This window comes from Corynebacterium sp. A21 (assembly GCF_052266655.1).
Lineage (GTDB): Bacteria > Actinomycetota > Actinomycetes > Mycobacteriales > Mycobacteriaceae > Corynebacterium.
This window is the reverse complement of record NZ_JBQPQY010000001.1, coordinates 811,716-835,253: the sequence shown is the minus strand read 5'-3', so window position 1 is coordinate 835,253 and position 23,538 is coordinate 811,716. Positions and strand designations below refer to the sequence as shown.

Annotated in this window: 24 protein-coding genes, 1 pseudogene and 1 riboswitch; of the genes and pseudogenes, 18 read left to right on the top strand and 7 right to left on the bottom strand. The window is 62.7% G+C overall.

Features of this window, described 5'->3' with window-relative positions; all coding sequences use genetic code 11:
- Window position 1 precedes the first annotated feature (1 nt).
- The 5 genes from ACTU46_RS03810 to ACTU46_RS03790 all read left to right on the top strand — a co-directional run bounded on the left by ACTU46_RS03810 (window position 2) and on the right by ACTU46_RS03790 (window position 2,873).
- Window positions 2-841 carry a hypothetical protein gene (locus ACTU46_RS03810; RefSeq protein ID WP_443379198.1) on the top strand — a complete coding sequence of 280 codons (840 nt, stop codon included), beginning with the start codon at window positions 2-4 and terminating at the stop codon, window positions 839-841.
- A gap of 39 nt (window positions 842-880) precedes the next feature.
- A complete protein-coding gene (locus ACTU46_RS03805; protein WP_443379195.1) occupies window positions 881-1,114 on the top strand; it encodes a hypothetical protein in 234 nt (77 codons plus the stop codon).
- Between the two features lie 377 nt (window positions 1,115-1,491).
- The gene (locus ACTU46_RS03800) at window positions 1,492-1,809 is read left to right on the top strand and encodes a DUF4132 domain-containing protein (RefSeq protein ID WP_443379192.1); all 318 of its coding nucleotides are present in this window, start codon (window positions 1,492-1,494) and stop codon (window positions 1,807-1,809) included.
- A complete protein-coding gene (locus ACTU46_RS03795) occupies window positions 1,806-2,189 on the top strand; it encodes a hypothetical protein (RefSeq protein ID WP_443379189.1) in 384 nt (127 codons plus the stop codon). Before ACTU46_RS03800 ends, ACTU46_RS03795 begins: the two co-directional genes overlap by 4 nt.
- A gap of 57 nt (window positions 2,190-2,246) precedes the next feature.
- Entirely contained in the window at window positions 2,247-2,873 is a 627-nt protein-coding gene (locus ACTU46_RS03790; protein WP_443379187.1) for a TetR/AcrR family transcriptional regulator, read from the top strand.
- 96 nt (window positions 2,874-2,969) lie between these two features.
- On the opposite strand, the gene gndA is transcribed toward ACTU46_RS03790, so the two are convergent.
- On the bottom strand, window positions 2,970-4,424 hold the full coding sequence (gene gndA / locus ACTU46_RS03785) for an NADP-dependent phosphogluconate dehydrogenase (RefSeq protein ID WP_443379184.1): 1,455 nt from the start codon (window positions 4,422-4,424) through the stop codon (window positions 2,970-2,972).
- Window positions 4,425-4,522: 98 nt separating this feature from the next.
- Here gndA and ACTU46_RS03780 point away from each other — a divergent pair, with 98 nt between their 5' ends.
- Window positions 4,523-4,960, top strand: coding sequence for a PaaI family thioesterase (locus tag ACTU46_RS03780; RefSeq protein WP_443379181.1), 438 nt, complete (start codon window positions 4,523-4,525; stop codon window positions 4,958-4,960).
- 26 nt (window positions 4,961-4,986) lie between these two features.
- Here ACTU46_RS03780 and corA read toward each other — a convergent pair whose 3' ends face one another.
- Window positions 4,987-6,084: a magnesium/cobalt transporter CorA gene (corA, locus tag ACTU46_RS03775; protein ID WP_443379178.1), complete on the bottom strand. Its 1,098-nt coding sequence runs from the start codon at window positions 6,082-6,084 to the stop codon at window positions 4,987-4,989.
- 112 nt (window positions 6,085-6,196) lie between these two features.
- On the opposite strand from corA, the gene ACTU46_RS03770 reads away from it, so the two are divergent.
- The 4 genes from ACTU46_RS03770 (at window position 6,197) to ACTU46_RS03755 (ending at window position 10,025) form a co-directional block, all read left to right on the top strand.
- Window positions 6,197-6,781, top strand: a complete 585-nt coding sequence (locus tag ACTU46_RS03770) for a class I SAM-dependent methyltransferase (RefSeq protein ID WP_443379175.1) — start codon at window positions 6,197-6,199, stop codon at window positions 6,779-6,781.
- 327 nt (window positions 6,782-7,108) lie between these two features.
- Window positions 7,109-8,467, top strand: coding sequence for an HNH endonuclease (locus ACTU46_RS03765; RefSeq protein ID WP_443379172.1), 1,359 nt, complete (start codon window positions 7,109-7,111; stop codon window positions 8,465-8,467).
- A gap of 68 nt (window positions 8,468-8,535) precedes the next feature.
- Window positions 8,536-9,285, top strand: coding sequence for an ABC transporter ATP-binding protein (locus tag ACTU46_RS03760; RefSeq protein ID WP_443379169.1), 750 nt, complete (start codon window positions 8,536-8,538; stop codon window positions 9,283-9,285).
- On the top strand, window positions 9,282-10,025 hold the full coding sequence (locus ACTU46_RS03755; RefSeq protein ID WP_443379166.1) for an ABC transporter permease: 744 nt from the start codon (window positions 9,282-9,284) through the stop codon (window positions 10,023-10,025). The genes ACTU46_RS03760 and ACTU46_RS03755 overlap by 4 nt, the downstream gene beginning before the upstream one ends.
- 85 nt (window positions 10,026-10,110) lie before the next feature.
- On the opposite strand, the gene ACTU46_RS03750 is transcribed toward ACTU46_RS03755, so the two are convergent.
- The 3 genes from ACTU46_RS03750 to ACTU46_RS03740 form a co-directional block, all read right to left on the bottom strand.
- Entirely contained in the window at window positions 10,111-12,351 is a 2,241-nt protein-coding gene (locus ACTU46_RS03750) for a bifunctional hydroxymethylpyrimidine kinase/phosphomethylpyrimidine kinase (RefSeq protein WP_443379164.1), read from the bottom strand.
- Between the two features lie 3 nt (window positions 12,352-12,354).
- Window positions 12,355-13,161 carry a hydroxyethylthiazole kinase gene (gene thiM / locus ACTU46_RS03745; RefSeq protein ID WP_443379161.1) on the bottom strand — a complete coding sequence of 269 codons (807 nt, stop codon included), beginning with the start codon at window positions 13,159-13,161 and terminating at the stop codon, window positions 12,355-12,357.
- Window positions 13,155-13,255: riboswitch (TPP riboswitch) on the bottom strand. (Overlaps the previous gene by 7 nt.)
- 157 nt (window positions 13,256-13,412) lie before the next feature.
- A complete protein-coding gene (locus tag ACTU46_RS03740; RefSeq protein WP_443379158.1) occupies window positions 13,413-14,813 on the bottom strand; it encodes an NAD(P)/FAD-dependent oxidoreductase in 1,401 nt (466 codons plus the stop codon).
- Window positions 14,814-15,027: 214 nt separating this feature from the next.
- Here ACTU46_RS03740 and ACTU46_RS03735 point away from each other — a divergent pair, with 214 nt between their 5' ends.
- On the top strand, window positions 15,028-16,323 hold the full coding sequence (locus tag ACTU46_RS03735) for a class I SAM-dependent methyltransferase (RefSeq protein ID WP_443379155.1): 1,296 nt from the start codon (window positions 15,028-15,030) through the stop codon (window positions 16,321-16,323).
- An 11-nt stretch (window positions 16,324-16,334) separates the two neighbouring features.
- Here the strand turns inward: ACTU46_RS03735 and ACTU46_RS03730 are convergent, their stop codons facing one another.
- Window positions 16,335-16,751 carry a VOC family protein gene (locus tag ACTU46_RS03730; RefSeq protein WP_443379153.1) on the bottom strand — a complete coding sequence of 139 codons (417 nt, stop codon included), beginning with the start codon at window positions 16,749-16,751 and terminating at the stop codon, window positions 16,335-16,337.
- Window positions 16,752-16,931: 180 nt separating this feature from the next.
- Between ACTU46_RS03730 and ACTU46_RS03725 the strand changes: the two genes are divergently transcribed.
- Together ACTU46_RS03725 and ACTU46_RS03720 are read left to right on the top strand one after the other, a co-directional pair.
- Window positions 16,932-18,143 carry an NAD(P)/FAD-dependent oxidoreductase gene (locus ACTU46_RS03725; protein ID WP_443379150.1) on the top strand — a complete coding sequence of 404 codons (1,212 nt, stop codon included), beginning with the start codon at window positions 16,932-16,934 and terminating at the stop codon, window positions 18,141-18,143.
- Between the two features lie 250 nt (window positions 18,144-18,393).
- A complete protein-coding gene (locus tag ACTU46_RS03720; RefSeq protein ID WP_443379148.1) occupies window positions 18,394-18,804 on the top strand; it encodes a hypothetical protein in 411 nt (136 codons plus the stop codon).
- A gap of 19 nt (window positions 18,805-18,823) precedes the next feature.
- Here the strand turns inward: ACTU46_RS03720 and ACTU46_RS03715 are convergent, their stop codons facing one another.
- Window positions 18,824-20,263, bottom strand: coding sequence for a recombinase family protein (locus tag ACTU46_RS03715; RefSeq protein WP_443379145.1), 1,440 nt, complete (start codon window positions 20,261-20,263; stop codon window positions 18,824-18,826).
- Window positions 20,264-20,710: 447 nt separating this feature from the next.
- Between ACTU46_RS03715 and ACTU46_RS03710 the strand changes: the two genes are divergently transcribed.
- The 5 genes and pseudogenes from ACTU46_RS03710 to ACTU46_RS03690 all read left to right on the top strand — a co-directional run.
- On the top strand, window positions 20,711-21,091 hold the full coding sequence (locus tag ACTU46_RS03710) for a VOC family protein (RefSeq protein WP_443379142.1): 381 nt from the start codon (window positions 20,711-20,713) through the stop codon (window positions 21,089-21,091).
- A gap of 590 nt (window positions 21,092-21,681) precedes the next feature.
- Window positions 21,682-21,855, top strand: coding sequence for a hypothetical protein (locus ACTU46_RS03705; RefSeq protein WP_443379139.1), 174 nt, complete (start codon window positions 21,682-21,684; stop codon window positions 21,853-21,855).
- Between the two features lie 49 nt (window positions 21,856-21,904).
- Complete coding sequence (locus ACTU46_RS03700) at window positions 21,905-22,291, top strand: helix-turn-helix domain-containing protein (protein WP_443379136.1); 387 nt, start codon at window positions 21,905-21,907, stop codon at window positions 22,289-22,291.
- Window positions 22,292-22,668: 377 nt separating this feature from the next.
- A complete protein-coding gene (locus tag ACTU46_RS03695; RefSeq protein ID WP_443379133.1) occupies window positions 22,669-23,220 on the top strand; it encodes a YqeB family protein in 552 nt (183 codons plus the stop codon).
- A gap of 18 nt (window positions 23,221-23,238) precedes the next feature.
- A pseudogene (locus ACTU46_RS03690) lies at window positions 23,239-23,403 on the top strand (CysS/YqeB C-terminal domain-containing protein); the annotation flags it as partial.
- Between the last annotated feature and the right edge of the window lie 135 nt (window positions 23,404-23,538).

Genomic DNA, 23,538 nt, shown 5'->3' with positions numbered 1-23,538 from the left:
GGTGGACACCCCGGAGCAGCTCAAGACCGCCGGACTCGGCCCTGGGACTGTGGTGGATATCTCGATGGGCCGAGACGTGGTGCTGGTCCCCGATGCCCGAGAACACGTCAACGACGTCCCGTTGCACCGGCACCGGACTCACCGGCTGATCACGGGGACGCTGCGCACGATTCTCGCGGAAGCGCAGGGCCTGGCGGCTTCGAAGCCACCAGCCGGCACCGGGAGCATCGATCCCACGGCCGTCGCCAAGATTTCTACGGCGACCAGCCTGCTGCCCGAGACGCTGTACTACCTGCTGGGACGCAGCCCCGGCAACCAGGGCCGAAAAGTAATGAGCAAGTCCAATCGGGACCTCTTCGGCTTCAGTACCGCCCAGGCACTGGTTGCCCAGACCCAGCTCAATGAACTCGGCACCAAGGCTGCGCAGCTGCGCGGTGCCGCGGTCTCGGTGGATGATCCCAGCTCCTACCTGCATGGCGCCCTCAATGCCGAGGCGATCATCGTCACCTGGCGGGATTTCTTCGGCAGCTCGCTGATCATCCTCACCGCCGAGGCATATGCCCAGCTGGGTCCGCACGCCAACTACGGCCGGCACTGGGTACTTGAGGTGCTTTCGGAGAAGCAGCCCACGATGGGCCAAGGGCGCGGGGAATGGATGCACCGCGCCGATTATCTTTCGGTGCTGTTGCGGCTGATCCAGCTGCGCTGTTGGACCCTCAAACACGAGACCCCGGCCAGGGTTGAGGCCAGCGATCACGCCGACAAGGTGGAGCTGGCCACTGCCCTGGCCTCGGCAGAACCTCTGCCCAACCACGGCGCGGTAGGTGCGCTGCTGGAGTGATACCTCGATGAACTGATCACCGAGCTCAGCTCCGAGACCATGACCGGGCAAGGCCACCCCTTCGACCCGCGCAACAGCGCGCCCGAGCTGGTGGCTGCGGCGAGCGCACACCATGGCCTCAGCGAAGACGCCGCCACCGAACCCCTGCTGGCCCAGGGGCTGCTCCTCCAGGCACAACGCTCCGGAGCCGGAAGAAACAGCTTCCTCCCCGGCGGCTGGTTACCCGCAGTCCCCGGCGCAAAAGCCATGGAGAACTGGAAAGCACCGGCCTAGCTGCTCTGGCGAGACGCGAAGGTCCGCCCAGCGGTATACGCGCACCCGTTGTTGAACACCCACGGACGGGTCTTCGCCACTGCCTGGCAGCGGGTCACCGAAGGGGACGCGCCGGGCTACGCCGAGTTGAGCGCCGAGTCCTACTGGCGGGGGCGTCGATAAGCGTGCTAACGAACCCGACTATTTTGCCCTAACCTGTTTTGCACAGCTGAGAGACTTGGAGATTCCCATGGCCACGAAACTCGATGAGACCACGGATGCCTGGATCCCGGCGGGGGACTACTCCCTCAAGCTCGAAGGCACCGAGATCCTCGCCCGCAACGCCAAGGGGAAGCTCCTCAAGTCGGTGCCGGCGAAGGTGAAGAAGCTTGAGGAATATGAGCAACTTGATGCGCTGCGCGCCTATATCGCCCAGCATATCGAGACCTGCCGGGACACCGTGCGTAACTGGTTCCTCTCTGATCTGCCGGTTCCGGTCACTGTCCTGGCGTCGCTTTCTCCGGGACCTGCTGATCACCGATGGCCAGACCACGGGGCTGCTGCGCAAGGCAGACGAGGACGGCCTACACCTGGTGGATCTGGACGGCGAGAGCGTGGAGATCGCCAAGACGGATTCAGCGATGATCTCCATCCCGCACCCTGTCCTGATCGGGGACCTGGCTGAGTGGCGTGAGTTCGCGGTTGAGCTGGGGTGAATCAGGGGCTGGACCAGCTGTTCCGGGAGACCACCGCCAAGCCGGCCGATGAGCAGGGGCAGCAGGATGCGGTGAACGCCTACTCCGAGGGAACCTACCAGGTCGCCGGGCACCTGATCGGCCGTGCCCGAGGTGCCGGCTTCGCCGCCAGCCTCAATGAGGTCAGCGTCAAGGTCCAGGAAGGGGAGCAGACCGTGACCGTCTCACTTGAGGCCGATGCCTATGATCCCGGGGAGGAGGCACGCCTGGGAAGGCTCTTCTTCAGCATCGAGGGCAGTAGTCTGCCGCCGGCTGAGGTCGGCCCAATCGCCTGGTCGGAGGGGATCCGCATGGCCGAGTACATCTGGGCGGGGCGCACCATCGAGGAGGAGAAAGAGTAACGCCTCATGCAGACAGATGGGCCAGTACTCAGGGGCGGGGCACTATCCTTGGAGAACATGAGGGATAAACGTGGACGTAAACCGGCCTTCAGTCGGGAAGATGTCATAGCCACTGCAGTAGAGATCGGGATCGACCGAGCTACCATCACTGAAATCTCCCGGCGTCTCGGGGTGGTTCCGGCGGCACTCTACCGGCTTTTTGAATCCCGCGATGACATCATCCACGCCTGTCTCGATCAGATTCAGGAGGGTTACGCGGTCCCGGCGCCCGGGATGGAGTGGCGCGAGCTCTTGCAGCTGTGGGCAGATGAATCCTGGCGGATGTGCGAGGAGATCCCCGGGCTGGAGAATGTGCTCTATGGCATGCCCACCGCAATGATCCACATCGACAACATCGCGAAGGTGTACGCCGAGGCACTGGTCGCGGGGGGAAGGACTCCCGGGCAGGCGCTGTTTGCCATCAGCTTCGTCTCGGACACCGTGTTGGTTTCGCATCTGGGGATCATCGCCATGCGTTCCTGTGATGAATCGGGGACCCGTGGGCTCGATCGGATCATCGCGCAGACTGGGCCCGAGGCTTTCCTTCAACCCGATCCGAGCTGGATTGAAACCGACTCGGTGAGCACCAAGCTCAACTTTATTTTTGAGGGCCTGGAAAGAGACTGGCCGGAGCTAGCGGTCTGATCCCCGCGCTCCGCGGCGAACAATGAGAAACCGTCCCTCCCACAACTGGTGCGGGAGGGACGGGGGGTTCTGGTGGCGGACTAAACGGGGGAGATCTTAAGCCTCGATCTCGGTGCGGTCACCGGACCACTGGGTGTGGAAGGAGCCTTCCTTGTCCACGCGGCGGTAGGTGTGGGCGCCGAAGAAGTCACGCTGGCCCTGGATCAGGGCGGCGGGCAGGCGCTCGGCCCGCAGGCTGTCGTAGTAGGACAGCGAGGAGGCGAAGACCGGCACCGGCAGGCCCAGCTGGGTGGCGGCGATGACCACGCGGCGCCAGGAGTCAACCAGGTCGCCGAGCTCGCTCTGGAAGTAGGGGTCGAGCAGCAGGGACTCGAGTTCGGCGTTGGCGTCATAGGCCTCAACAATGCGGTTGAGGAACTTGGCACGGATGATGCAGCCGCCACGCCAGATGGTGGCCAGGTCGCGGGGGTCAACGTCCCACTCGTGCTCATCGGAGCCGGCCTTGATCTCGTCGAAGCCCTGGGCGTAGGCGACCAGCTTGGAGGCGTAGAGTGCCCGGCGGACATCTTCCACGAAAGCCTGCTTATCGACGCCGAGGTCCTCGAGGGTGCTCAGCTGCCCGGTGGGCAGGTTGCCCTGGGCGGCGGCCCGCTGGGCGGCGGCGCCGGACAGGGCGCGGGCGAAGACCGCCTCGCCGATGCCGGTGGTGGGGATGCCCAGGTCGAGGGCGGCCTTGACGGTCCAGCGACCGGTACCCTTCTGACCGGCGGCGTCGACGATGACGTCGATAAGCGGCTGGCCGGTCTCGGCATCGACCTGGCTGAGCACCTCAGCGGTGATCTCGATCAGGTAGGAGTTGAGGTCGCCGGCGTTCCATTCCTTGAATACCTCGGAGATCTCGGCGGGGGACATGCCGGCGGCGTAGCGCAGCAGGTGGTAGGCCTCGCCGATGACCTGCATATCGGCGTACTCGATGCCGTTGTGGACCATCTTGACGAAGTGGCCGGCACCATCGGGGCCGATGTGGGTGACGCAGGGGGTGCCGTCAACGACGGCGGCGATGGACTCGAGCAGGGGACCGAGGGACTTGTAGGATTCGGCGGGGCCGCCGGGCATGATGGAGGGGCCGTTCAGGGCACCTTCCTCGCCACCGGAGATACCGGCACCGACGAAGTGCAGACCGCGGGCGGCGATCTCCTTCTCGCGACGGATGGTGTCGGTGTAGAGGGCGTTGCCGCCATCGATGATGATGTCGCCCTCGTCCATGGCATCAGCCAGCTGGTTGATCACGGCGTCGGTGGCGTTGCCGGCCTGAACCATGATGATGGCGCGACGCGGGCGCTCCAGGGAGGCGACGAACTCCTCGACGGTGGCGGAGGGGATGAAGTTGCCCTCCGAGCCGTACTCGGCGATCAGTGAGTCGGTTTTTTCCGTACTGCGGTTGTAGACGGCCACAGTGTGACCGTTGCGGGCGAAGTTGCGGGCGAGGTTGGAACCCATGACGGCAAGTCCGACGACGCCGATTTGGGCGAGGGAAGTCTCAGTGCTCATGCGCACAACAATACTCATGTTGTGATCATTGCGCGGCAAAAGGGGCAAGAAAGATAGTACCAATAGGTGTGATCTGTGGCGGCGGTATTGTTGACCCCATGAAACTGCTGGAATTGACCGCGCTTGCCGCCACGCGCGCCCTGAATGAAGAAGAACTCACCACGCTTAATGCGGGGTTGACAGGTATGGAACGGGCGATCGGCCTCCGCTACACCCGGCTGGACCCGGCCGGGGTCTCCGCTGAGCTCGAAGTGGCCGAGCAACATCTCCAGCCGGTGGGTCTGGTCAACGGGGGTGTATTCGCAGCGCTGGGGGAGTCAGTGGGTTCTACCGCGGGACTGGTGGCCGCCGGCGGCAAACCGGTGGTCGGGGTCAACAACAACACCGATTTCATCTCCTCCGTCCGGGAGGGGCTGATCGAGGTTGTCGCCGAGCCGATTCAGTTGGGTGGCCGTACCCAGATCTGGCAGGTCACCATGACACACCAGGGCAAGCTTGTCGCACGTACCACCCTGCGCACCATGCTGCTGGGCTGAGCGTTATCGGGCTGACATCGACTGCCTCAGAGCCAGTCATTTCGCCGGAACCACCAGAGCATCACCAGCACCGCCAGGACGATGAACGCCAGGGTGATGAAGTACCCGTACTCGGTGTGCAGCTCCGGCATATTGTCGAAGTTCATGCCGTAGATACCGGCGATCAGGGTCGGCACGGCCGCCATGCCGACCACTGCGGAGATGGTACGCATATCCCGGTTCTGCCGTAGCGAGACCATGGCCACGCCAGCGTTGATCAGGGCACTGAGCCGCTCATCATAGGAGTCCACCTGGTCAGCGGCGATGATCGCGTGGTCGAGCACGTCTCGGAAGTAGGAACGCACCTGCTTCTTGATCAGGTCCTTATTGTCCTGGATCAGCGAGCGCAGTGCAGGAATCAGTGGATCGACGGCGTGCCGCATCTCCAGGATCTCTCGCTTGAGGGTGTAGATCTGCTCGATGTCGAACTTTGAGTTGAGTCGGAACACCTCCTCTTCGAGGCGGTCGACCTCGATCTCCAACAGCTGGGCGATGCGTACATACTCATCAACCAGGTGGTCGGCGGTGGCCCAGGCCAGCGCACTGGGTCCCTCGGCGCGCATGTCCGGGTCGTCATCAAGCTTGTTCTGCGGGTCCGGCAGGTCGGTGTCATGCCGGATCGTGATGATGAAGTTGGGCCCCATCAGGAGCTGGACTTCACCGGTGTCGATGATCTCGCGGCGATCAGTGACGGAGGCGCGGTCGGTGTACTGCACCGAGCGGATGACCATGAAGAGCTGATTATCATAGCGTTCCAGCTTGGGGCGCTGGTGGGCGGTGACCGCATCCTCGACGATCAGCTCATCGATGTCGAACTCCGAGGCGATCTTGAGCATATGCTCTTCGCTGGGCTCATTCAGGCTGAGCCAGACAAAGCCGGTCTCCTGATGTTGCTCCACCTCGCGTAGCGCAGAAGAATGGCTGTACTGCCCTTTGCGCTGTACCCCGTCGATATAGACCCGACACTGCTCGATGACGCGCTCCACCGGCACCCGCAACCGACCGCGGGAAGGCTGCACGGGGGCACCATTCAGGCGAGGTCGAGGTAGATTGCCGGGGCGGAAACGCTCACTTCCGTTAGGCATGGTGATCGCGCTCCTTCTGCTCGGCGGTGAGGACGGACTAGTCAGACCACTCCGCCATCTTAGACCTACAGCCCCGCACGGGCTGGGCGCGACCGAACCTATACTGGAAGCCATGGCTACCTGGAGAGAAATCGTCGCAACCAACCCCTCACATTCCGAGAACTACGCCGCCCGCTGGAAGAAGATGGCTGCCGAGGGCGTGGACATCAATGGCGAGGCCCGGCTTATCGACGCCATGGTCGAGCGCGGCGCCCGCATCCTCGATGCCGGCTGCGGCACCGGCCGGCTCGGCGGCTACCTCGCCCAGCAGGGACACACCGTGGTGGGTACCGACCTGGACCCGATCCTCATCGAACACGCCCGACATGATTTCCCGGACTGCCGCTGGGAAGTCGGCGACCTGGGCGTGGACGAACTGCCCGAAGGCAACTTCGACATGATCGTCTCGGCGGGCAATGTCATGGGCTTTGTGGCGGAGGAGTCCCGGGAGGCTGCGCTGGCCAATATCCAACGCGCGTTGGCGGCGGAGGGCCGCGTGGTGATCGGCTTCGGTGCCGGGCGTGGCTGGGGTTTCGATGACTTCATCGCCACCGCTAAAGAAGTTGGCCTGGAACTGGAGAATGTCTTCGAGTCTTGGGACCTCAAGCCCTTCCGTGAGGGGTCAGAGTTCCTGGTGGCGGTGTTCTTCAAGGTCTGATCGCTGAATCTGGGGACGTGCGGCGGGAGTTGCTCTTTCTCGGAGGTGGCGTCTTGTGCGCAGCTGCGCACCGAGTCTGATTGCCGATGGCAGGGATGGGCTTGTTGGCACTGCGGCTGCTCGGCGCGATATGTCCCTGGTTTGGTGTGCACAAAGGGGAAGGTGTGCGCAGCTGCGCACGGAAAATATGCCGCTTAGCGGCCGATTCACCCTGCGGGGGTAGTGTGGGGGTGGGCGTGTCCGGTCAGTGATTTATCGTTCAAGTGTTCGATAAAAATCTAGCCTCAGCGTTCATCCGGGGGAATGATGATCCGCACAATCACCACCTTGCCTGACACCGAACTCATCGACCATCTTCATGATGCCCACCGCAGCCTCACTCACTTCAAGGCCTCATTTCTCGTGGGCCTAGGGGAATTTGCGAGCCGCGAACTATGCCGTGAACGAGGATCCAGCTCCCCGATCTCCTGGCTTTCCCGTGAATGCGGTATCGCCAGACGCACCGCCTATGAGTACCTCCACGTCGCCAATAAACTCCGTGACTTCCCGTTGGTGGCCGCCGAATTCTTGGCCGCCACCATCTCCTACTCGAAGGTCCGTCTGCTGCTCAGATACCTCAGTGCGGATAACGAAGCCGAACTCGTCGATCTCGCGCTCACGCTGACCCTTGAGGGACTGGAGCACGCTCTGGCTGGCCGTCCCACCACCACCAAGTCCGGCAAGAACGCCGCAGAATATTTCAAGGTAACCACTGATGAGGAGACCGGAGACCTGAAATTCTGGGGCCGCCTCAAAGCGGATCGGGGAGCTGAACTGCTGGCCGCCCTAAAGATCGGTGAACTGGCTTCCCTCCGCACCCTGGTAGATCTTCCTAAGGAGGGAGTCCAGAATCTCCACCAGCTGGATCCGGGAGAACTTGAAGAATTGGTCGAGAAGGCGCATGAGACTCCGGAGGCGGTGGCTTCCCACCAGGTCGAAGACCCTCCCGCGAAGAATGATCCCGAGTCTGCAGACGGTGAGACTCCGTCCGAAGCTGAACCTCCTCGCCGGGGTACGCGCTTTGGTCCGCCCCTACGCCATGCATTCCTGCAGTCCCTGCTCGCAGTTGTGGCGATGGTTCGGGCTGCCCCGCGGAGTCAGGTGCGTGCCCCCGGTGCTGAGGTGATGCTCAAAGTCAGTGCAGATCACTATCCTCATCTGATCGGGAAACCTGGAGCGGAGGTCAAATATCTGTATCGGCAGTTATTGAACGCACATACTCAGCTCGCGGTGATCGACGAGACCGGGGTACCGGTGTATGTGGGTCGGCGGAATCGTACGGTCAACGCAGCTCAAGAGAAGTTTCTCCTGATGCAGTGGGGTGGGCAGTGTGCGACCCCGGGTTGTGTGCACATCCATTTCCTGGAGTTCCACCACATCGTGGCCTGGGCGGCAGGCGGAGGCACTGATGTGGATAATCTCATCCCATTGTGTTCGGCCTGCCATTCGATGGTCTCCGCGGGAATTCTCCAGATCAGCATCCCGGAGCGAGATCCGGCAAAGGTGGAGTTCCGGTTCCCGGATGGAGCGGTGTTCATCTCTGAGCGTCGGGGGATTCCGATGCGGGCAGATCAGACGTCGGAGTTTCTCCCGGCGGAGCGAGTTTCCGGAGACTCCTTCGATGACGCCGCTCTGGACACGGCATAGTGCAGCTGCGCACAAGCATGAATGTGGGCACCATTGTCCTGGGTGCTTGTTGAGCGCATACTGATCTCATGAGCCGCTCAACAACTGTTGAATCTCTGGCAGTGCGGGCCCGGGGACTCAGTGTGACCCTGGGCCCGCGCCGACATCGAAACCTTGTCCTGGACGACCTCAACTTTGAGATCCCCACCGGTCAGATCACCGGTTTACTCGGGCCCTCGGGTAGCGGAAAGACCACGCTGATGCGCGCCATCGTCGGGGTCCAGGGCCACAGTGGGGAGCTGGAGGTGTTGAATTTTCCCGCGGGCAAATCCGAACTACGTGGTCAGATCGGCTATGTCACCCAGTCTGCCAGCGTCTACACCGATCTCAGCGTGCGCCGGAACCTCGAGTATTTCCATTCTGTCGCCGGTTCAGGTCGGGGCCCGGATGAGATCATGGCGAGCCTGAGCATCTCGGAGCTCGCCGACCGTCGGGTTTCCGATCTCTCCGGTGGTCAGCTCAGCCGTACCTCGCTCGGCTGTGCGCTGGTCGGGCAGCCGCAATTGCTGGTGATGGATGAACCCACCGTCGGTCTGGATCCAGTGACGCGCCGTTCCCTCTGGGCGCAGTTCCACCAGCTCGCCGAGGAGGGCACCACCTTGATCGTTTCCAGTCATGTACTGGAGGAGGCCTCCCGCTGTGACCGGCTGATCCTCTTGCGGAGTGGTCGGATCATCTGGCAGGGCAGCCCTTCCGAGCTGCTCGCCGAGACCCACACCACCAGTTACGAGGATGCCTTCCTGGTGGCCATCGGAGACCCCGGAGCGGAAGAACAATGAACCTCAAACTAACGGCTGCCACCGCCGCCCGGGTGTTGGCGCAGCTGCGCGCGGACCCTCGTTCGATAGCGCTGATCCTGGTCGCCCCGATGCTGCTGATGGTGCTCTTCTACTATCTCTACCGCGGTGATCCCGGCCGAGAGCTGCTCTTCACCATGATCGCCACCGTGATGATCGCGATTTTCCCGTTGACCCTGATGTTTCTGGTCACCTCGGTGACGATGCAGCGGGAGAGATCCCTCGGCACTCTGGAGCGGCTGTGGACCACCCGGATGCACCGGGCCGACCTGATCCTGGGCTACGCCATCGCCTTTGGCATCATGGCGATTCTGCAGTCCTTTCTGCTGGTGATGGTCATGCGTTATGGATTGGGCATCGAGACCGCGGCGCCGTGGTGGATCACGGTGTGTATCTCGGCCGCCACCGGACTGACCAGTGTTGCGCTGGGGCTGTTCAGCTCGGCATTTGCCAGCAGTGAGTTCCAGGCGGTGCAGGCCCTGCCGGTGCTGATCATCCCGCAGATCCTGCTCTGTGGGCTGCTTGTTCCACGGGCGGAGATGCCCACGGTGCTGGAGCGGATCTCGGATTTCCTGCCACTGTCCTATGCGGTGGACGCCGCGCTGGCGGCATCCACGGACGGGGTGACCGCTGAGGTGGTCTCCAAAACCTTCATTTGTCTGGCTTTCGCGGTGGGCTTTCTCTGTATCGCGGCCGCAACAATGCCCAGGCGCCTCAAGTGAGCGAGTCAGGTCGATCCCGCCCTCATCGCCCGGCTGCGCTTGCTTTTCGACGCCGAGCCCGGCCTCAACGCCCTGCAAGGGCGAGCTAGGAGCGATTCATCCGGCTGGCCTGATCAAAGAACTCCCGCTCGTGGACTGAGGCACTCAGAAAGGCCCGGGCAGCCTTGAGGCGTTGCTCCGGCCCCGCCGCCTCAAGAGCATGCTCCACCCGCTGGATCGCGGCCCGGGTACCAGCCAGGAAGGCCTCACCCGAGTAGGTGCCCAGCCACTCCGTGTAGGGGTGATCCTCATGGTTCTGGGCGGCCAGCAGGAGACCGACCTCGGCATAGAGCCAGTAGCAGGGCAGCACCGCAGCCGCCCCGACCACATAGTCATCGGTCGCGGCCCGAGCCAGCAGGAAATCGGTGTAGCCGGTGGTCACCGGGGAAGGCGCCTGAAGGGCGCGTCCCCCTAGGTAGGTGCGGTGCAGCTCAGCCTCCACCACCAGGCATCCTGCGGCGCTTTGTGCCCAGGCCACCTGAGCTGCAGCCGCCGGGGCCTTGGCAGCGAGGAGAGCCAGCGCGCGGGAATATTCGCGCAGGTAGTGGGCATCTTGGTTGAGATAGGTGGCGAACTCCAGCTGCGCGAGGGAGCCATCACCCAGGCGGCGGATGAAGTTGGAGGAGTTGATGTCGGCGATGATATCCCCGCTGGCCTCCCAGAGTGCCCGGGTGAAGGGGCCGGCCGGCTCGATCTCGGGAGCCGGGCTCGGGGTGGTGGCGGCCGCCACCAGGTGATGGGCATCCCGCCCACTCAGCGGCGGGGCCTGCAGGTGAGCCCAGGGGATCGGGTCACCGGCCTGCGCCAGCCGACGAGCCAGATGGGAGTGATCAACGGGGCCGTTACCGGTACCCACCTGCAGCGCATCGGCCGCGCGGAGAGCCTCATTGAGCCAGGTGGTGGACCATTCCAGCGCCTGCTCCACGCTCTCGCCGGCAGCCAGGCGGGTGGCCAGCGCCGAGGACAGGGAGCAGCCGGTGCCGTGGCTGTTGTCGGTGTCCACCCGGGAGTTGAGGACGTGGTGCACGGAACCATCGGGGCGCACCACCGCATTGTCGGCGGCGGGCCCACGCAGGTGGCCGCCCTTGACTATCACGACTGTATTAGTAGCGGCGGCGAAGCCGCTGGCCTGCTCGATGGCGGCGCTCAGATCAGCGGCCTCAGGCTGATCCACGAGCACCGCTAACTCCGGGATATTCGGGGTAACCACGTCGACCTCAGCGGCCAGAGACCGGATGGCGGCCTCGGCATCCTCCTCGAGTAGCCGGTCACCGCTGGTGGCGATCATCACCGGATCCAGCACCACCGGGCCATGCGGCTGTTCCCGCAGCCACCGGCTCACCGTGGCGGCAGTAGCGGCGGAGCCCAGCATGCCGATCTTGAGGGCGTCCACCTCGACGTCCCCGAAGACCGAGGCCAGCTGTTCATCCAGGAATCTCAGTGGTGGGGTGTGGAACGACTGCACCCCGGTGGTGTTCTGCGCCACCAGGGAGGTCACCACGGACATGCCATAACCACCAGCTGCGGTGATGGACTTCAGGTCCGCCTGCATCCCGGCACCACCGGAGGGGTCGGTCCCGGCGATCGAGAGCACGCGGGGGCAGGAAGGCGCGGTGGGCTGGTTCATCGGTGCCCGGTGCTGCTCCCAGGTCTGCTTGAGATCGGCGGCCGCGGCGGCCGGATCAGCAGCGGCGATGATCGCCGAGACCACGCAGAGGCCGTCGGTGGCGGTGCGCGCCAGCTCAGCGGCATTGTGTTGGCCAACTCCGCCGATGGCGACCGAAGCCATACCGTGCTCGGCGGCGATCGGGGCCAGCTCGGCGATGCCCGCGATACCGACAGCTGCCGGGGCATCAGGTTTGGTCTCGGTGGCTCGCACCGGGCCCAGGCCGACCACATCCGGGACCTTGACCCCGGTGGTCGTGCATTCGGTGATGCAGTCCGCCAGCTGTTGGCGGTTCTCGATGGTCAACCCCAGGAGCAGATGCTCCGGTAAGGCCCGGCGGGCATCGATATAGGCCATGTCGCCCTGCCCGATGTGCAGATGCAGACCCAGCTCAATCGCGATATCCACGCGGTCGTTGATGAACAAGGGCACCCCATGGGCGTCGGTGATGGTTTTCAGCTCCCGGGCGCGGGCCAGAAACTCCTCATGGGAGGCGTCCTTGTCGCGCAGCTGCACCACGCTCACCCCGCCGGCGAGGGCGCGCTCGACAATGCCGGTGACCTTCTCAGGCCCGCCGCCGAGTAGGGGATCAGTGACCAGATAGATGGAGTAGTCGATCATGTCCTAGTTCTCCTCGATGCTGCTCAGGTCGCGGATCTGCCCGGAGTTGAGCTCGTGGAGAGCATCAAGGAGCGCGACGGCAAAGGATCCAGGGGCGGTGGCCCGGGTGGCTGCGAGCTGCCCGGCGACACCCAGGTGGGCATGGGCGGCGAGGACGGCGTCGTGAAGCGGGATCCCGGTATCCCGGACCGCGCCGAGATAAGCGGCGGTCAACGCCCCCAGGGAACAGCCGGTACCGATGACCAGCTGCAACATTGGATCACCGGAGGAGAGGCGGGTGACGCGATCCGCGGAGACGATCAGATCGACCGGGCCGGAGACCGCGACCACACCACCGGTGCGCGTCGCCAGCAGCCGGGCGGCTGTCAGCGCGGACTCCACCGAATCGGTGGCATCCACCCCACGCCCGCCAGCACCGAGGCCGGCCAGGGCGGCGACTTCGGAGGCGTTGCCACGGATGGCGGTGGGCCGCTTATCGACGACCCCCCGGGCGAACTCGGTGCGCTGCTTCAGCCCGCCGACGGCGACGGGGTCCAGCACCCAGGGAGTGCCGGCCGCATTCGCGCCGCGGATCGCCTCGGCCATGCCCCGGTACTGCTCTGCGCTGGGGGTGCCGGCGTTGATGAGTACCCCGGAGGCCACCTGGGCGAAGTCATATGACTCCGCCGGGGTGTCGCACATGGCGGGTGAAGCGCCGGCAGCGAGGAGGGTATTGGCGGTGAACTGCATGACCACCGAATTAGTCAGGCATTGGACCAGGGGAGTGTGCTGGCGCAAAGTGTCGATGATCAGATGATATGGATATGCCACGTTAAGGACATCCCTTCGCTAGTACGAGCTAGAGCAGGTTCAGCGGGTCTTATCTCAGCCCACCGTCGATCGGCAGGCACCCCGTGTCTGTGGCTGAAAATCTATCAGAGCAGGACCCCCACCGGATGATGGGGGCCACGCTAAGGGCGTGTCCGGGGAAAGCCGGGCCCCAGAAAAGACAGAAACGCCGCACCCTCCCGGTTCCGGATGATCTCGGAAGGTGGGGAGAGCGCGGCGTCTGCGGCTACCTCTTATTTATTGAGGTTGATGCGGCTGAGCACGTCGATCGGTGCGTCAGCCGGCACGCCGTCGAGCTCGGCGACGGTCTGAATGGCGTTGCGGGCCAGCAGCTGCTGGCGGGTGGTGGCCAGATTGTAGCGCTTCGGGGACAGGGCGTTGAGACCCCAGTTGAGGGCGGAGACCACACGGTTACGGAAGCCGACCAGGAACATCACGTGGACGCCGAGCCAGAGCAGCCAGCCGACGAAGCCCGTGACCTCGACGTTGCCCATCTTCACCACGGCGGAGAAGCGGGAGACGGTGGCCATGGACCCCTTGTCGAAGTAGTCGAAGTCTTCGCGCTCCTCAATGCTGCGGCCCTCCACCTCCTCGGTGATGAGCTCGGCGACGTACTCGCCACCCTGGATGGCGGTCTGGGCGACACCCGGCAGGCCCTTCAAGGAGATCATGTCACCGATGACGAAGACATTGCGGTGCTCGCCGACGGAGAGATCATTGTTGACCATGACGCGACCGGCGCGGTCGGTCTCGACACCAGCCTGCTCAGCAACCATCTTGCCCAGCGGGGAGGCCTGGACACCGGCGGACCAGATCTTGCAGAAGGCCTCGATGGAGTGCTCGGAGCCGTCGATGGTGGACTTGTAGGTCACGACGTTCTCATCGACATTGGTGACCAAGGCGTTGAGCTTGACGGTCACCCCGATCTTCTCCAGCTGGCGCTGGGCGTTGCGGCCCAGTCGCTTGCCGAAGGGCGGCAGCACCTGCGGGGCACCATCGAGCAGGATGATCTTGGCGGAGGAGGGGTTGAAGTTGGTGTACTCACCGGCGAGGGTCCGGTGTGCCATCTCTGCCAGCTGGCCAGCCAGCTCCACACCGGTCGGGCCGGCACCGACGACAACGAAGGTGAGCAGGCGCTCACGCTCTGCCGGATCATCGGTGATCTCGGCGCGTTCGAAGGCCTCGACGATGCGGGCCCGCAGACCGAGAGCATCATCAATACTCTTCATACCCGGTGCGTACTGGGCGAAGTGATCATTGCCGAAGTAGGACTGGCTGGCACCGGCGGCGATGATCAGCGAATCGTACTCGTAGCTGCGGTTGATCTCATCCAGCTGGGTGGAGACCATCTTGGACTCGATGTCGATGTTGACCACCTCGCCCTTGACCACGCTCAGGTTGTCCTGACCGGACAGCACCTGACGGGTGGACGGTGCCACCTCGCCGGAGGACAGGATGCCCGTTGCCACCTGGTAGAGCAGCGGCTGGAAGAGGTGGTGGTTGGTGCGGTCGATCAGGGTGACGTCGACATCGGCGTTCTTGAGATCCTTGGCGGCGAAAAGGCCACCGAATCCGGAACCGATGATGACTACATGGTGACGGCCGCCGGCAGGGCGGATGGGAGCATCTGACATGGGTGAGTTGAACTCCTGTTTTGAGGGTTTTTGGTTTCGCTGTCACCCATAGTAGACGTGCACGCAACTTGGCTCAGCCTGGGGATTCACTGCTTTGCCTGATTGCCCCCGGAATTCATGATTCCCATCGGCAGGTCTGATGGGTTCCGGCGCCTAAAAGGGTTAGAATTCCATCCGCATTGTGTATTGCCGGTGGGGAAGGGTGGTGGTGGGAGTGAATTCTTCCCATCTGCACGGAATTGACACAGACCGGTGGCCCGGTGTCGCCAACGTCCCCTCCGGCCCCCTGATGAGGCTTCGTGCCAGACACGCGGAGTCCCTCTTCGCCAAACTCTGCGAGAAAGCCGAACTGAGCCTTGACCCCGCGAACAGTCCCGATCTGATCGTCGATCATGAGGAACTCTTCTCCCGGTTGGCGGACTCCGGCTGGCTGGGTCTGGCCGAGAGTTATCTCGCCGGCGAATGGCGGTCCGGCGCACTGCGTGAGGTGCTGGTCAAGCTCCTCGGCGCTGGATACAAGGCCGGTCGTCGCGCCCGCAAGCCTGAATTTGACCATTATGAGGGTGGGGAACTGCCCCCGGAGTTGGTCCGACTGAACTCCGCCGACGGCATGAGTATCTTCGGAGCGGTCTTCTCCGCCCCCGCCACCACAGAGCGCACCGCGGTGATCTCCTATGTCCCCGGGGCCGGCCGCAACCGTGAACCGGCGAGCCACTTCGTCGACGTGACCACCCTGGCCGATCCCACGCTCGTGGAGCGGGAGGACCTCACCGGCGCCCAGCAACGCGCCGTGGAGATGCTTCTCGACGCCGCCGAAATCGGCCCCGGCACCCACCTGCTGGAGCTCCCCAGCGCCGGTGGGGCCGTACCGGTCGCTGCGGCCCACCGTCGCGCGACCGTCGATTCGCTCACCGCCGACCCCGACCATTTCGCTGCCCTGCAGGAACAGCTCACCCTCGCCGGGGTGGATGATTTCGTGCACACCGATCAGATCTCCGGCGCGGTTCCCCAGCCGAAGGAATGGCGGGGCCGCTATGACGCCATCATCAGCGTTGAAAGTTTGGAGGGACTCAGCCGGGCGGATCGGCCAGCCTTCGCCGCCGCACTGGACCGGCTCCTCATCCCCGGCGGTCGGGTGACCCTGCAGACCGTGGTGGCCACCGACTCCATGACCCCCGCGGTGCGGGAATCCCTGGGCCTGCTGCGGGCCTATATCTGGCCGGGGCTGGAGCACCCCACAATCACCGAGGTCCACCAGCTCTTCGACCGCCACTCCGGGCTTCGGGTGATCAGCCAGACCCACCTGGGAACGCACTACGCCAAGACCCTCGAGTTACAGCACCAGCTCTTTCTGGGACAGCAACGGGAGGCGGCGGCAGATGGTTTCGACATCGTCTTCCGCCGCATGTGGCAGTTCCAGTACGCACTGCGCGAGGCACTCTTCGAACTCGGTCACCTTGACGCGGTGCAGTTCACACTGACCTCACGTAATAGACGCGGTCAGCGCTAAAACGAGGGTTCTCAGCCGCCGATATTAAACATCCAGAGCGTACCGAAACGATCAGTCAGCGCGCCGTAGACCGCACCCCAGGGCACCGCCTCCAGCGGCATGGTGACCTCGCCACCTTCAGCGAGCTTCTCCCAGGTACCACGGAGCTCTTCCTCGGTCTCGGGGCCACCAGTCAGGGAGAGCGGGGTATCCTCACCCTTGATGCGCTCCATACCGGGAATGGCGTCCGAGGCAAAGAGCAGCTTCTTCCCGTCGACGATCAGCTCGGCATGCATGATCTTGTCTGCCATGCCACCGACCTCCTCGGGGGAATGGACGGCACTATAAGGCATTACCTGCAGCTCGCCGCCGAAGACGGACCGGTAGAACTCCATGGCCTCTTTGGTGGTGCCGGGGAACTGGCGGTAGGGGGTCAGATCAGCCTGCATGATATTTCTCCTTGAGTAGGGCAATTGCTGCTGCCACCGCATCCTTCCGGGTGACCCATTCCCAACCTATACCCGGCACCGGACACGCGCCGCGCAAAGCTATGGCACAGCTCACATTTAGGGCCTAGGCTGGGGGAAACAGTTCTTCGAGGGTGCTCAACCAAGGAGGGAACGGCCATCATGTCAACACTCAAGGACAGCTATGACCATCTGATTGTGGGCGGCGGTGTGGCCGCAGACAAAGCGGCCCGGGCGATCAGGAAAGCCGCCCCGACCGCCAGCATCGGTATCATCTCGGCCGACGGGGACGGGCCGGTGTACCGCCCAGCGCTGACCAAGACCCTCTGGCTCGGCGATGATGATGACCCGGCCTCACAGGACCTGCACACCGCCGCAGACACCGGAGCCCAACTATTCAACGAGGTGACGGTCACCGGGATTGACGCTGCCGCACACACCGTGAGCACCGGAGACGGGCACACCGTCGGCTACGGCAAGCTGCTCCTGGCGACGGGGTCCACCGCCCGCCACTTCGGTGAGATCACCGATGAGCGGTTGATCTACCTACGCAGCGTCGCCGACTACCGACGGCTGCGTGAACTGGCCACCCCCGGGGCAAAGATCGCGATCGTCGGCGGCGGCTATATCGGCTCCGAGATCGCCGCCGGACTATCCACCACCGGCGCTGAAGTCACGGCCTATTACCTGGGTGAGAAGCTGCTGGAGAACATGTTCCCGCCCTCGATCACCGACCGCCTCCACGAAGTGTTCGCCGAGCACAACATCACCCTGGTCAACAACTTCGAACTCACCTCAATCGACACCGGAGCGCAGCTCACTCTCCGGGACAAAACCGGCGAAGAGGTCAACGCCGATGTGGTGGTGCTGGGACTAGGGGCGGTGCTCAACACCCAGCTCGCGAAACAAGCCGGGCTCTCCCTTGAAGCTGGCGCAGTAGCGGTGGATGCGCAGCTGCGCACCAGCGCCGAGGACATCTACGCAGCCGGCGATATCGCCCACTTCCATGACCCGATCTTCGGCGAGCGCCATATCGAACACATGGACATGGCCGAGCGTTCCGGGCGCACCGCCGGGCGAAACATGGCCGGACAGACCGAGAACTTCGATTACACCCCGCTGTTCTACTCTGACCTCTTTGATGATGGCTATGAGGCCATCGGGCGACTATCCACCCGCTCTGAGCTGGTAGAAGTCTGGAATGATGAGCGCTCAGCAGCGGTGATCTGGTACCTCGATGAAGGCAAGGTCTCCGGAGTGTTGCTGTGGAACACCTGGAGTTCAGTGCCCAAGGCCCGCGAAGTCGCCGCAGCCTCCCGCGCCGGGGAGATCGCCGCCGCAGACCTGGCTGTCCAGATCAAGCCCGGGGGCTAGAAACCCAGCGGCTGAGTCACCGGCGGCTGAACGGACCAGGGAAAATCGATCCACTGGGCCGTCTTCTGCCAGGCGTAATTCGGGGTGAGGATCGAACAGGGTTTCTCGTAGATCACCGCGGTGCCGGTCAGATCCTGGCTAGCCAGGCCGAATTATTGATAGCTGAGAGATTCGCGCTCAGTTTTCAGGTGCTGAGCATAGGGCTCCTCAGCACCTGAAAAGGAAGGTTTTTCGGGTTATTCTCGGGGACATGATGATCTCCGATTCCCGACACATCGCAGTGGTGGCCCAGGCCTTTCCGCAGACCGTCTATGACATCGCCCGCAACCTTGCGAGGCTGCCCGAGTGGGCCGCTGGGCTGGCCGCGGGAGACCTAGATGTGATGGATGCGAACACCGTAGAACTTGACTCACCGAAGGGTCGGGTGCGCACCGTATTTCTGCCATGGAACCAGCTTGGGGTCCTGGATCACCGTGTGACCCTGCCGGACGGAACCACCGTGGACAACCCACTGCGGCTGGTGGTTCACCCGTCAGGCACTGAGATCATCTTCACGATGCGGCAGGGGAGCACCGCCGCTGCCGATTTCGAAGCTGACTGTCAGACTGTTCGCGCTGATCTGGAGCGTTTGGCGGGACTGGCTGAAGAATCAGAGGAATAACACTGCGATATTGGGAACCCTAGTCAACAAGACGGTCCCGGAGATCCGTCGGCATGATGAACTCGGATTCCACCACCCCGTAGCCGTGTCTGGTTCCCCTGGTGTACTGCCTGGCCCTGACTCTGACGCCCATTCGGATCAGTAGCTGCCTCCGCCCTTCGTTATTCAGGGATTCCCAGAGTCCCTGGTAGGTCTGCGCAGTTTTGCTCCAGGAGACCTCCTCGGTTCCGGTGTTCTGATCCTCCAGCGCCGTGATCCGCTTTCCCACAACGTCCAGCTGGTTGAACAAGGTGTCCCGGGTTTCAGCGGTCGGTGCAGAGGGGAGAAAGGCGGCGATCTCGTCATAGGCTGTTTTAGCTTCCTGGATCTCTGCGGAGAGGTCCGAGGCATAGGTCACCTTCTTCTCCAGAACATGGAAGGCACCGAGTTCTTTCCGGTACAACTCGTGGACAATCTCCAGCGCATGATTGGAATTGACGCTGAGTTGTTTCCGGCACTGCTCGGAGCAGTAGTAGCTGCCGGCATTTCGTTTCCTGGTTTTGCGCAGGTACATCTGAGCTCCGCAGTACCAGCACTCCAGTACCCCGAGCAGGGGACTGGTTCTATCCGGGGAAACCTTCGCCCACTTCCGGCCATCCAGGACCGCCTGGATCTCATCGTATTTCTCCTGGGATACGGCCGGGGGAGCCTTCAACACCGGTTCGCCCTGGGAATCCAGCACCGGGGCATCTTCATGAGTGGCCCAACCCAGCAGGGTCTTGCTCCGCAATAACCGCCGGATAGCGGTACCGGACCATTCTCCGCCCACCAGGCCGTTCATGTGGTTGCGGGGAGCGGTGACCCCCTCTGCGGTCAGCATCGCGGCGATGGCCGTGGTAGGCCTGCCTGCGATGAGCTCCCCGATAATCCGTTGCAGGGTCGGATAGGTTTCTGGATCATGATCTAGCCGGTATCCACCAGTCACCAGCGGCACCGAACGCCAGCCGTAGGCGGCGGTGCCGCCACCCCAGCGACCCACCTCCCGGAGCTTTCGCTGGGAGACTGTCACCCGCTCGCTGACTTCCTCCAATTCACCCTCTGCCATGTCTGCGATAACCGCTGCGACCAGGCGGCCGGCAGGGGCACTGAGATCAACACCATCAGCGACGCCGATCAAGGTCTTATCGTTCTGCCGCACCCATTCGAACACCTGATGCAAAGGCGTCACCCGTCGGGCGATACGATCTAGCTTCCAGGAACACAGGATGTCCCAGTCATCGGCGAGGGGCTTCTTGAAATAGGGGCCCAGCGCCGGGGTGGAGAGCGGGGAGTCAGAGCCGGAAACGTCTATATCCTCCGCCCACGCCACAACCTCGTGACCGTTGGCCGCCGCCCATTCTTCGATTAGTTCGCGTTGCTGTTCAAGCGGGGCGCTGCCCTCATTTGACCTCGATAGCCGGACCCTTCCGAGCACTCTCATATTTACAAATACTATCAGAAATGCCGTAATTACGGTAGTGGCGTGGGTGTAGAGATTTTGCCATTTAGGGCTTCCGAAACCTGAAATCCTCCTTGAATCTCCGAGGTAAGCCCAAGCCCTGTGCCTGAGTCCCGCCTGGCTGTGGGGAAGTGGTGCTGGAGTAAATGGGAACCGTGTCCCGCATAGTGGGACAATCCCATTAAGTGAGAATATTGGAGGAAAATCTTTGGTCTCACCCCGGGGATCGCGGAGACCTTCGTCCACACAGTGGGATATCTTGCCAAGGTGGAGACCGGTGGAATGCGGCCACAATGGGGGAGCTCCCAGAGCAGGAGCCGGACCAGGTAATGGCGAGATTGAATCCGAATCGTTTCTGCGGATAGAGTGAAAGGGCAGTCGTCGCGTGCTGTTGGCGGACAGCGTCAGGCATGGAGGCGGCTGAAAAGATTGGATACTTCAGTGGCTGTCAGTTTCAACCACACCATCATCGGGGCGCATGACCCCGCGGTTTCCGCAGAATTCTACAAAGTAGTCATCGGAGCCAAAGACGCACCGAGCTGGGGACCGTTCACCAACCTCATTCTTGATGACCGTACGCTGCTGCAATTCGCGGCTGCTCCCGTCAATGATCCGATCCACATGGCCTTTCTCATGTCAGAGGCCGAGTTTCGTCATGGACTGGAGATGTTGGAACATCTTGAGGTCACGTACTGGGCGGATCCACGAATGGAGCGCCCGGGTGAAATCTCAGACGGGGAGGGACTCCGTGTGTATTTCAAAGACCCTTCCGGACACTTCCTGGAAATGCTCACGCAACCGTATCTTTAGGCGTGTTGTGCCGCACTGAATTCAGTCCAGGGGACGGGTCGAATTTCGTCACTGACGATTGAGGCCATCGATTCAGGGGAGAGGGACTGTCCGGCTGTGGGGTATCGGTGAACTTCGAAGGAAGGGCTGGGCGAGATGTGCCGCCATCAGCGATTCGCGGGCCCAGGAGGCTGGCGGATGTTGCTGAAACTTCCTTTGATACAGCGACATCCGCCGGGGATCCGGGGGTCTGAGATTGACCCCGAAGAGCTTGCCGAGCGTATCCAGGCCATAGTCGTTCAGAAGCGGATCGGCCGATGACGACACTTCATGGAGAGGCATGATTGGGGGCTTGATTTTTACAAATATGTTTAACAACTACAGATAATGCAGTAATGCCATGGTTGTAGAGGATGGGCAATTTTTAAAAACAGACGAACACACCTTTTCCTTGATTCCCAGTGATCGGTGAGATTTCCACGCCAGCATCCTGAAATGGAGCCTTGCCCCGCACGATTAGCCGCAGATTCGAAGGATTTCTTCACCGGAACCTAGTGGTCTGCCCCCACGCAATTGACACGCCCAACCTGTTTGAGATTGGGGAAGTTGGGGTGAATGGTCTGTGGTGGGTCGAAGATTCCTTCGGTGAGGAGCGGGCAAAATTGATCGAGGTGGGGGTTGATCTCGGTGCCCGGGTCTTCGAGATCTCCGGGGAATCCAGTTGGGTATGGCTCTACCGTAGCTACCCATTGGAGGTCGCCCGGGATAGATGCCATGCCTGGTAACAGGTAACCGGGCCTTAAAGGTCGGTGGATTATGCCGGATTAGAGCCAGGTGGCCCAGGATTTTGATGCCGTACACCTCGGTGTCCTCGGCACCGCCCGCCGCACAATCAAGGTAGGGGACCGGGGCGTCAACGTTTTGGGCGATCGAGCGCGTCTGAAAAGGCGGTCCACCAGTTGGGCGATCGAGCGCGGACGAAAAGTAGATCCTCAACAAGTGGAACGGAAGCGGCGGGAGATCGCCGAAGCCGCCGCCCGACTCTTTTCTCTACAGGGGTATGAAAACACCAGTGTGGCCAATGTGGCCCGGGAGGTGGGGGCCAGTTCTGCCACCGTAGTTCTACTACTTCAAGGACAAGGCATCCCTCTTCCGCGCAGCCTTCGAACAGGATCTCAGTGTCGCCGAAGAGATAGCCGAACGGGCACGAAATGCAGATGATGCGTTCGCCACAATTCTGGATATCATCGCCGACCTGGGTGCCGATGCCGCCGAACCCGGGGCAGAAGGCATGGTCGTCGAGATCGTTCGACGTGCCGGACAGGACCCGGAACTCGTGGAACTGGTCGTACAAACCTCCACAATCCTGCAGAGGCCCTGGCCGGCCTCATCGAGCGCGGGATCCGGGAGGGGACTGTCGATGCCACGCTCAACTCCCACGAGACGGCGGCCTGGCTCCAGGCGATCGTCGACGGCGCCTACCTCAACGCACCCCCGGGACATTCCCCGGAAACGGAACTGCGGCGCACCGCCCGCGGATACCTGATGTCTCATCCGGGACCATCCGGAGAGCTGAATTCTGAGAAGGATGAAAACTGATGAATGAGAATCTTTCACACCCGCTCTCCAACACTCCGGTCGGTGCTGCCACAGTGGCGGTTCGTCGACGCTGGTATGCGGCCTTTCAGCTGGTGGGAGCCGTTGTGGGCGCTCTTTCCGCCTTCGTGATCGGCCCGATCGTGGGATGGCTGCTCAGCTTGATCGGAGATGCCCCCGGCCCCCTTCGGCTCGCTGCTGAGTTGCCGCTCGCCTGGGCGATCCCGGCGCTGGCGATCCTCGGCGCGATTGTCGGGCTTGTCTTGGTCGCGCAATGGCATGAAGATGCCGGGACCGTGCTTATCGACGGCCGCGGGATCACCGTGGCAGACAAGGACGGCAAGCAGCGGGTTCTCCGGGAGGATATCCAGTCGATCTTCACTGATGGCAAGGATCTGATCATCGACGACCTCAGCGGCCATGAGCGGCTCCGAAAGAAGGCCGATGATGAACTGGCGACACAACTTCCTGCCGTTCTTAAGAACTTCGACTACCGCTATCTGGGAACCAATGATCCCCAGGAAGCCGAGTTCGCGGAATGGGTTGACGGGTAACTCCGACTCGATGACGAAGTTGAAGCGCTGCTCCGAGCGCGCCACCGGGCGGCCCTGGACAAGAAGCCTGGAAGCATGGAGGAACTGCGGGAACAATTGGCTTCTCAGGGGATCATCGTCCGAGACAGAGATGGTGGCCAGCAATTCCGGCCAATTGGACCGGCCGAGCAGTCAGTCCCTTGATCAGCTCTGCTGCAGACTTTAAATAGGGGAGTAGGGTAGCCCCGGTGAGGTACCTAAAGGTAGGGATCCCTCTGGGGCCAGAGAATCGCAGTGCAATACTTTCCCTGATGACTAGCCCATCCATGCCCGAGTCTT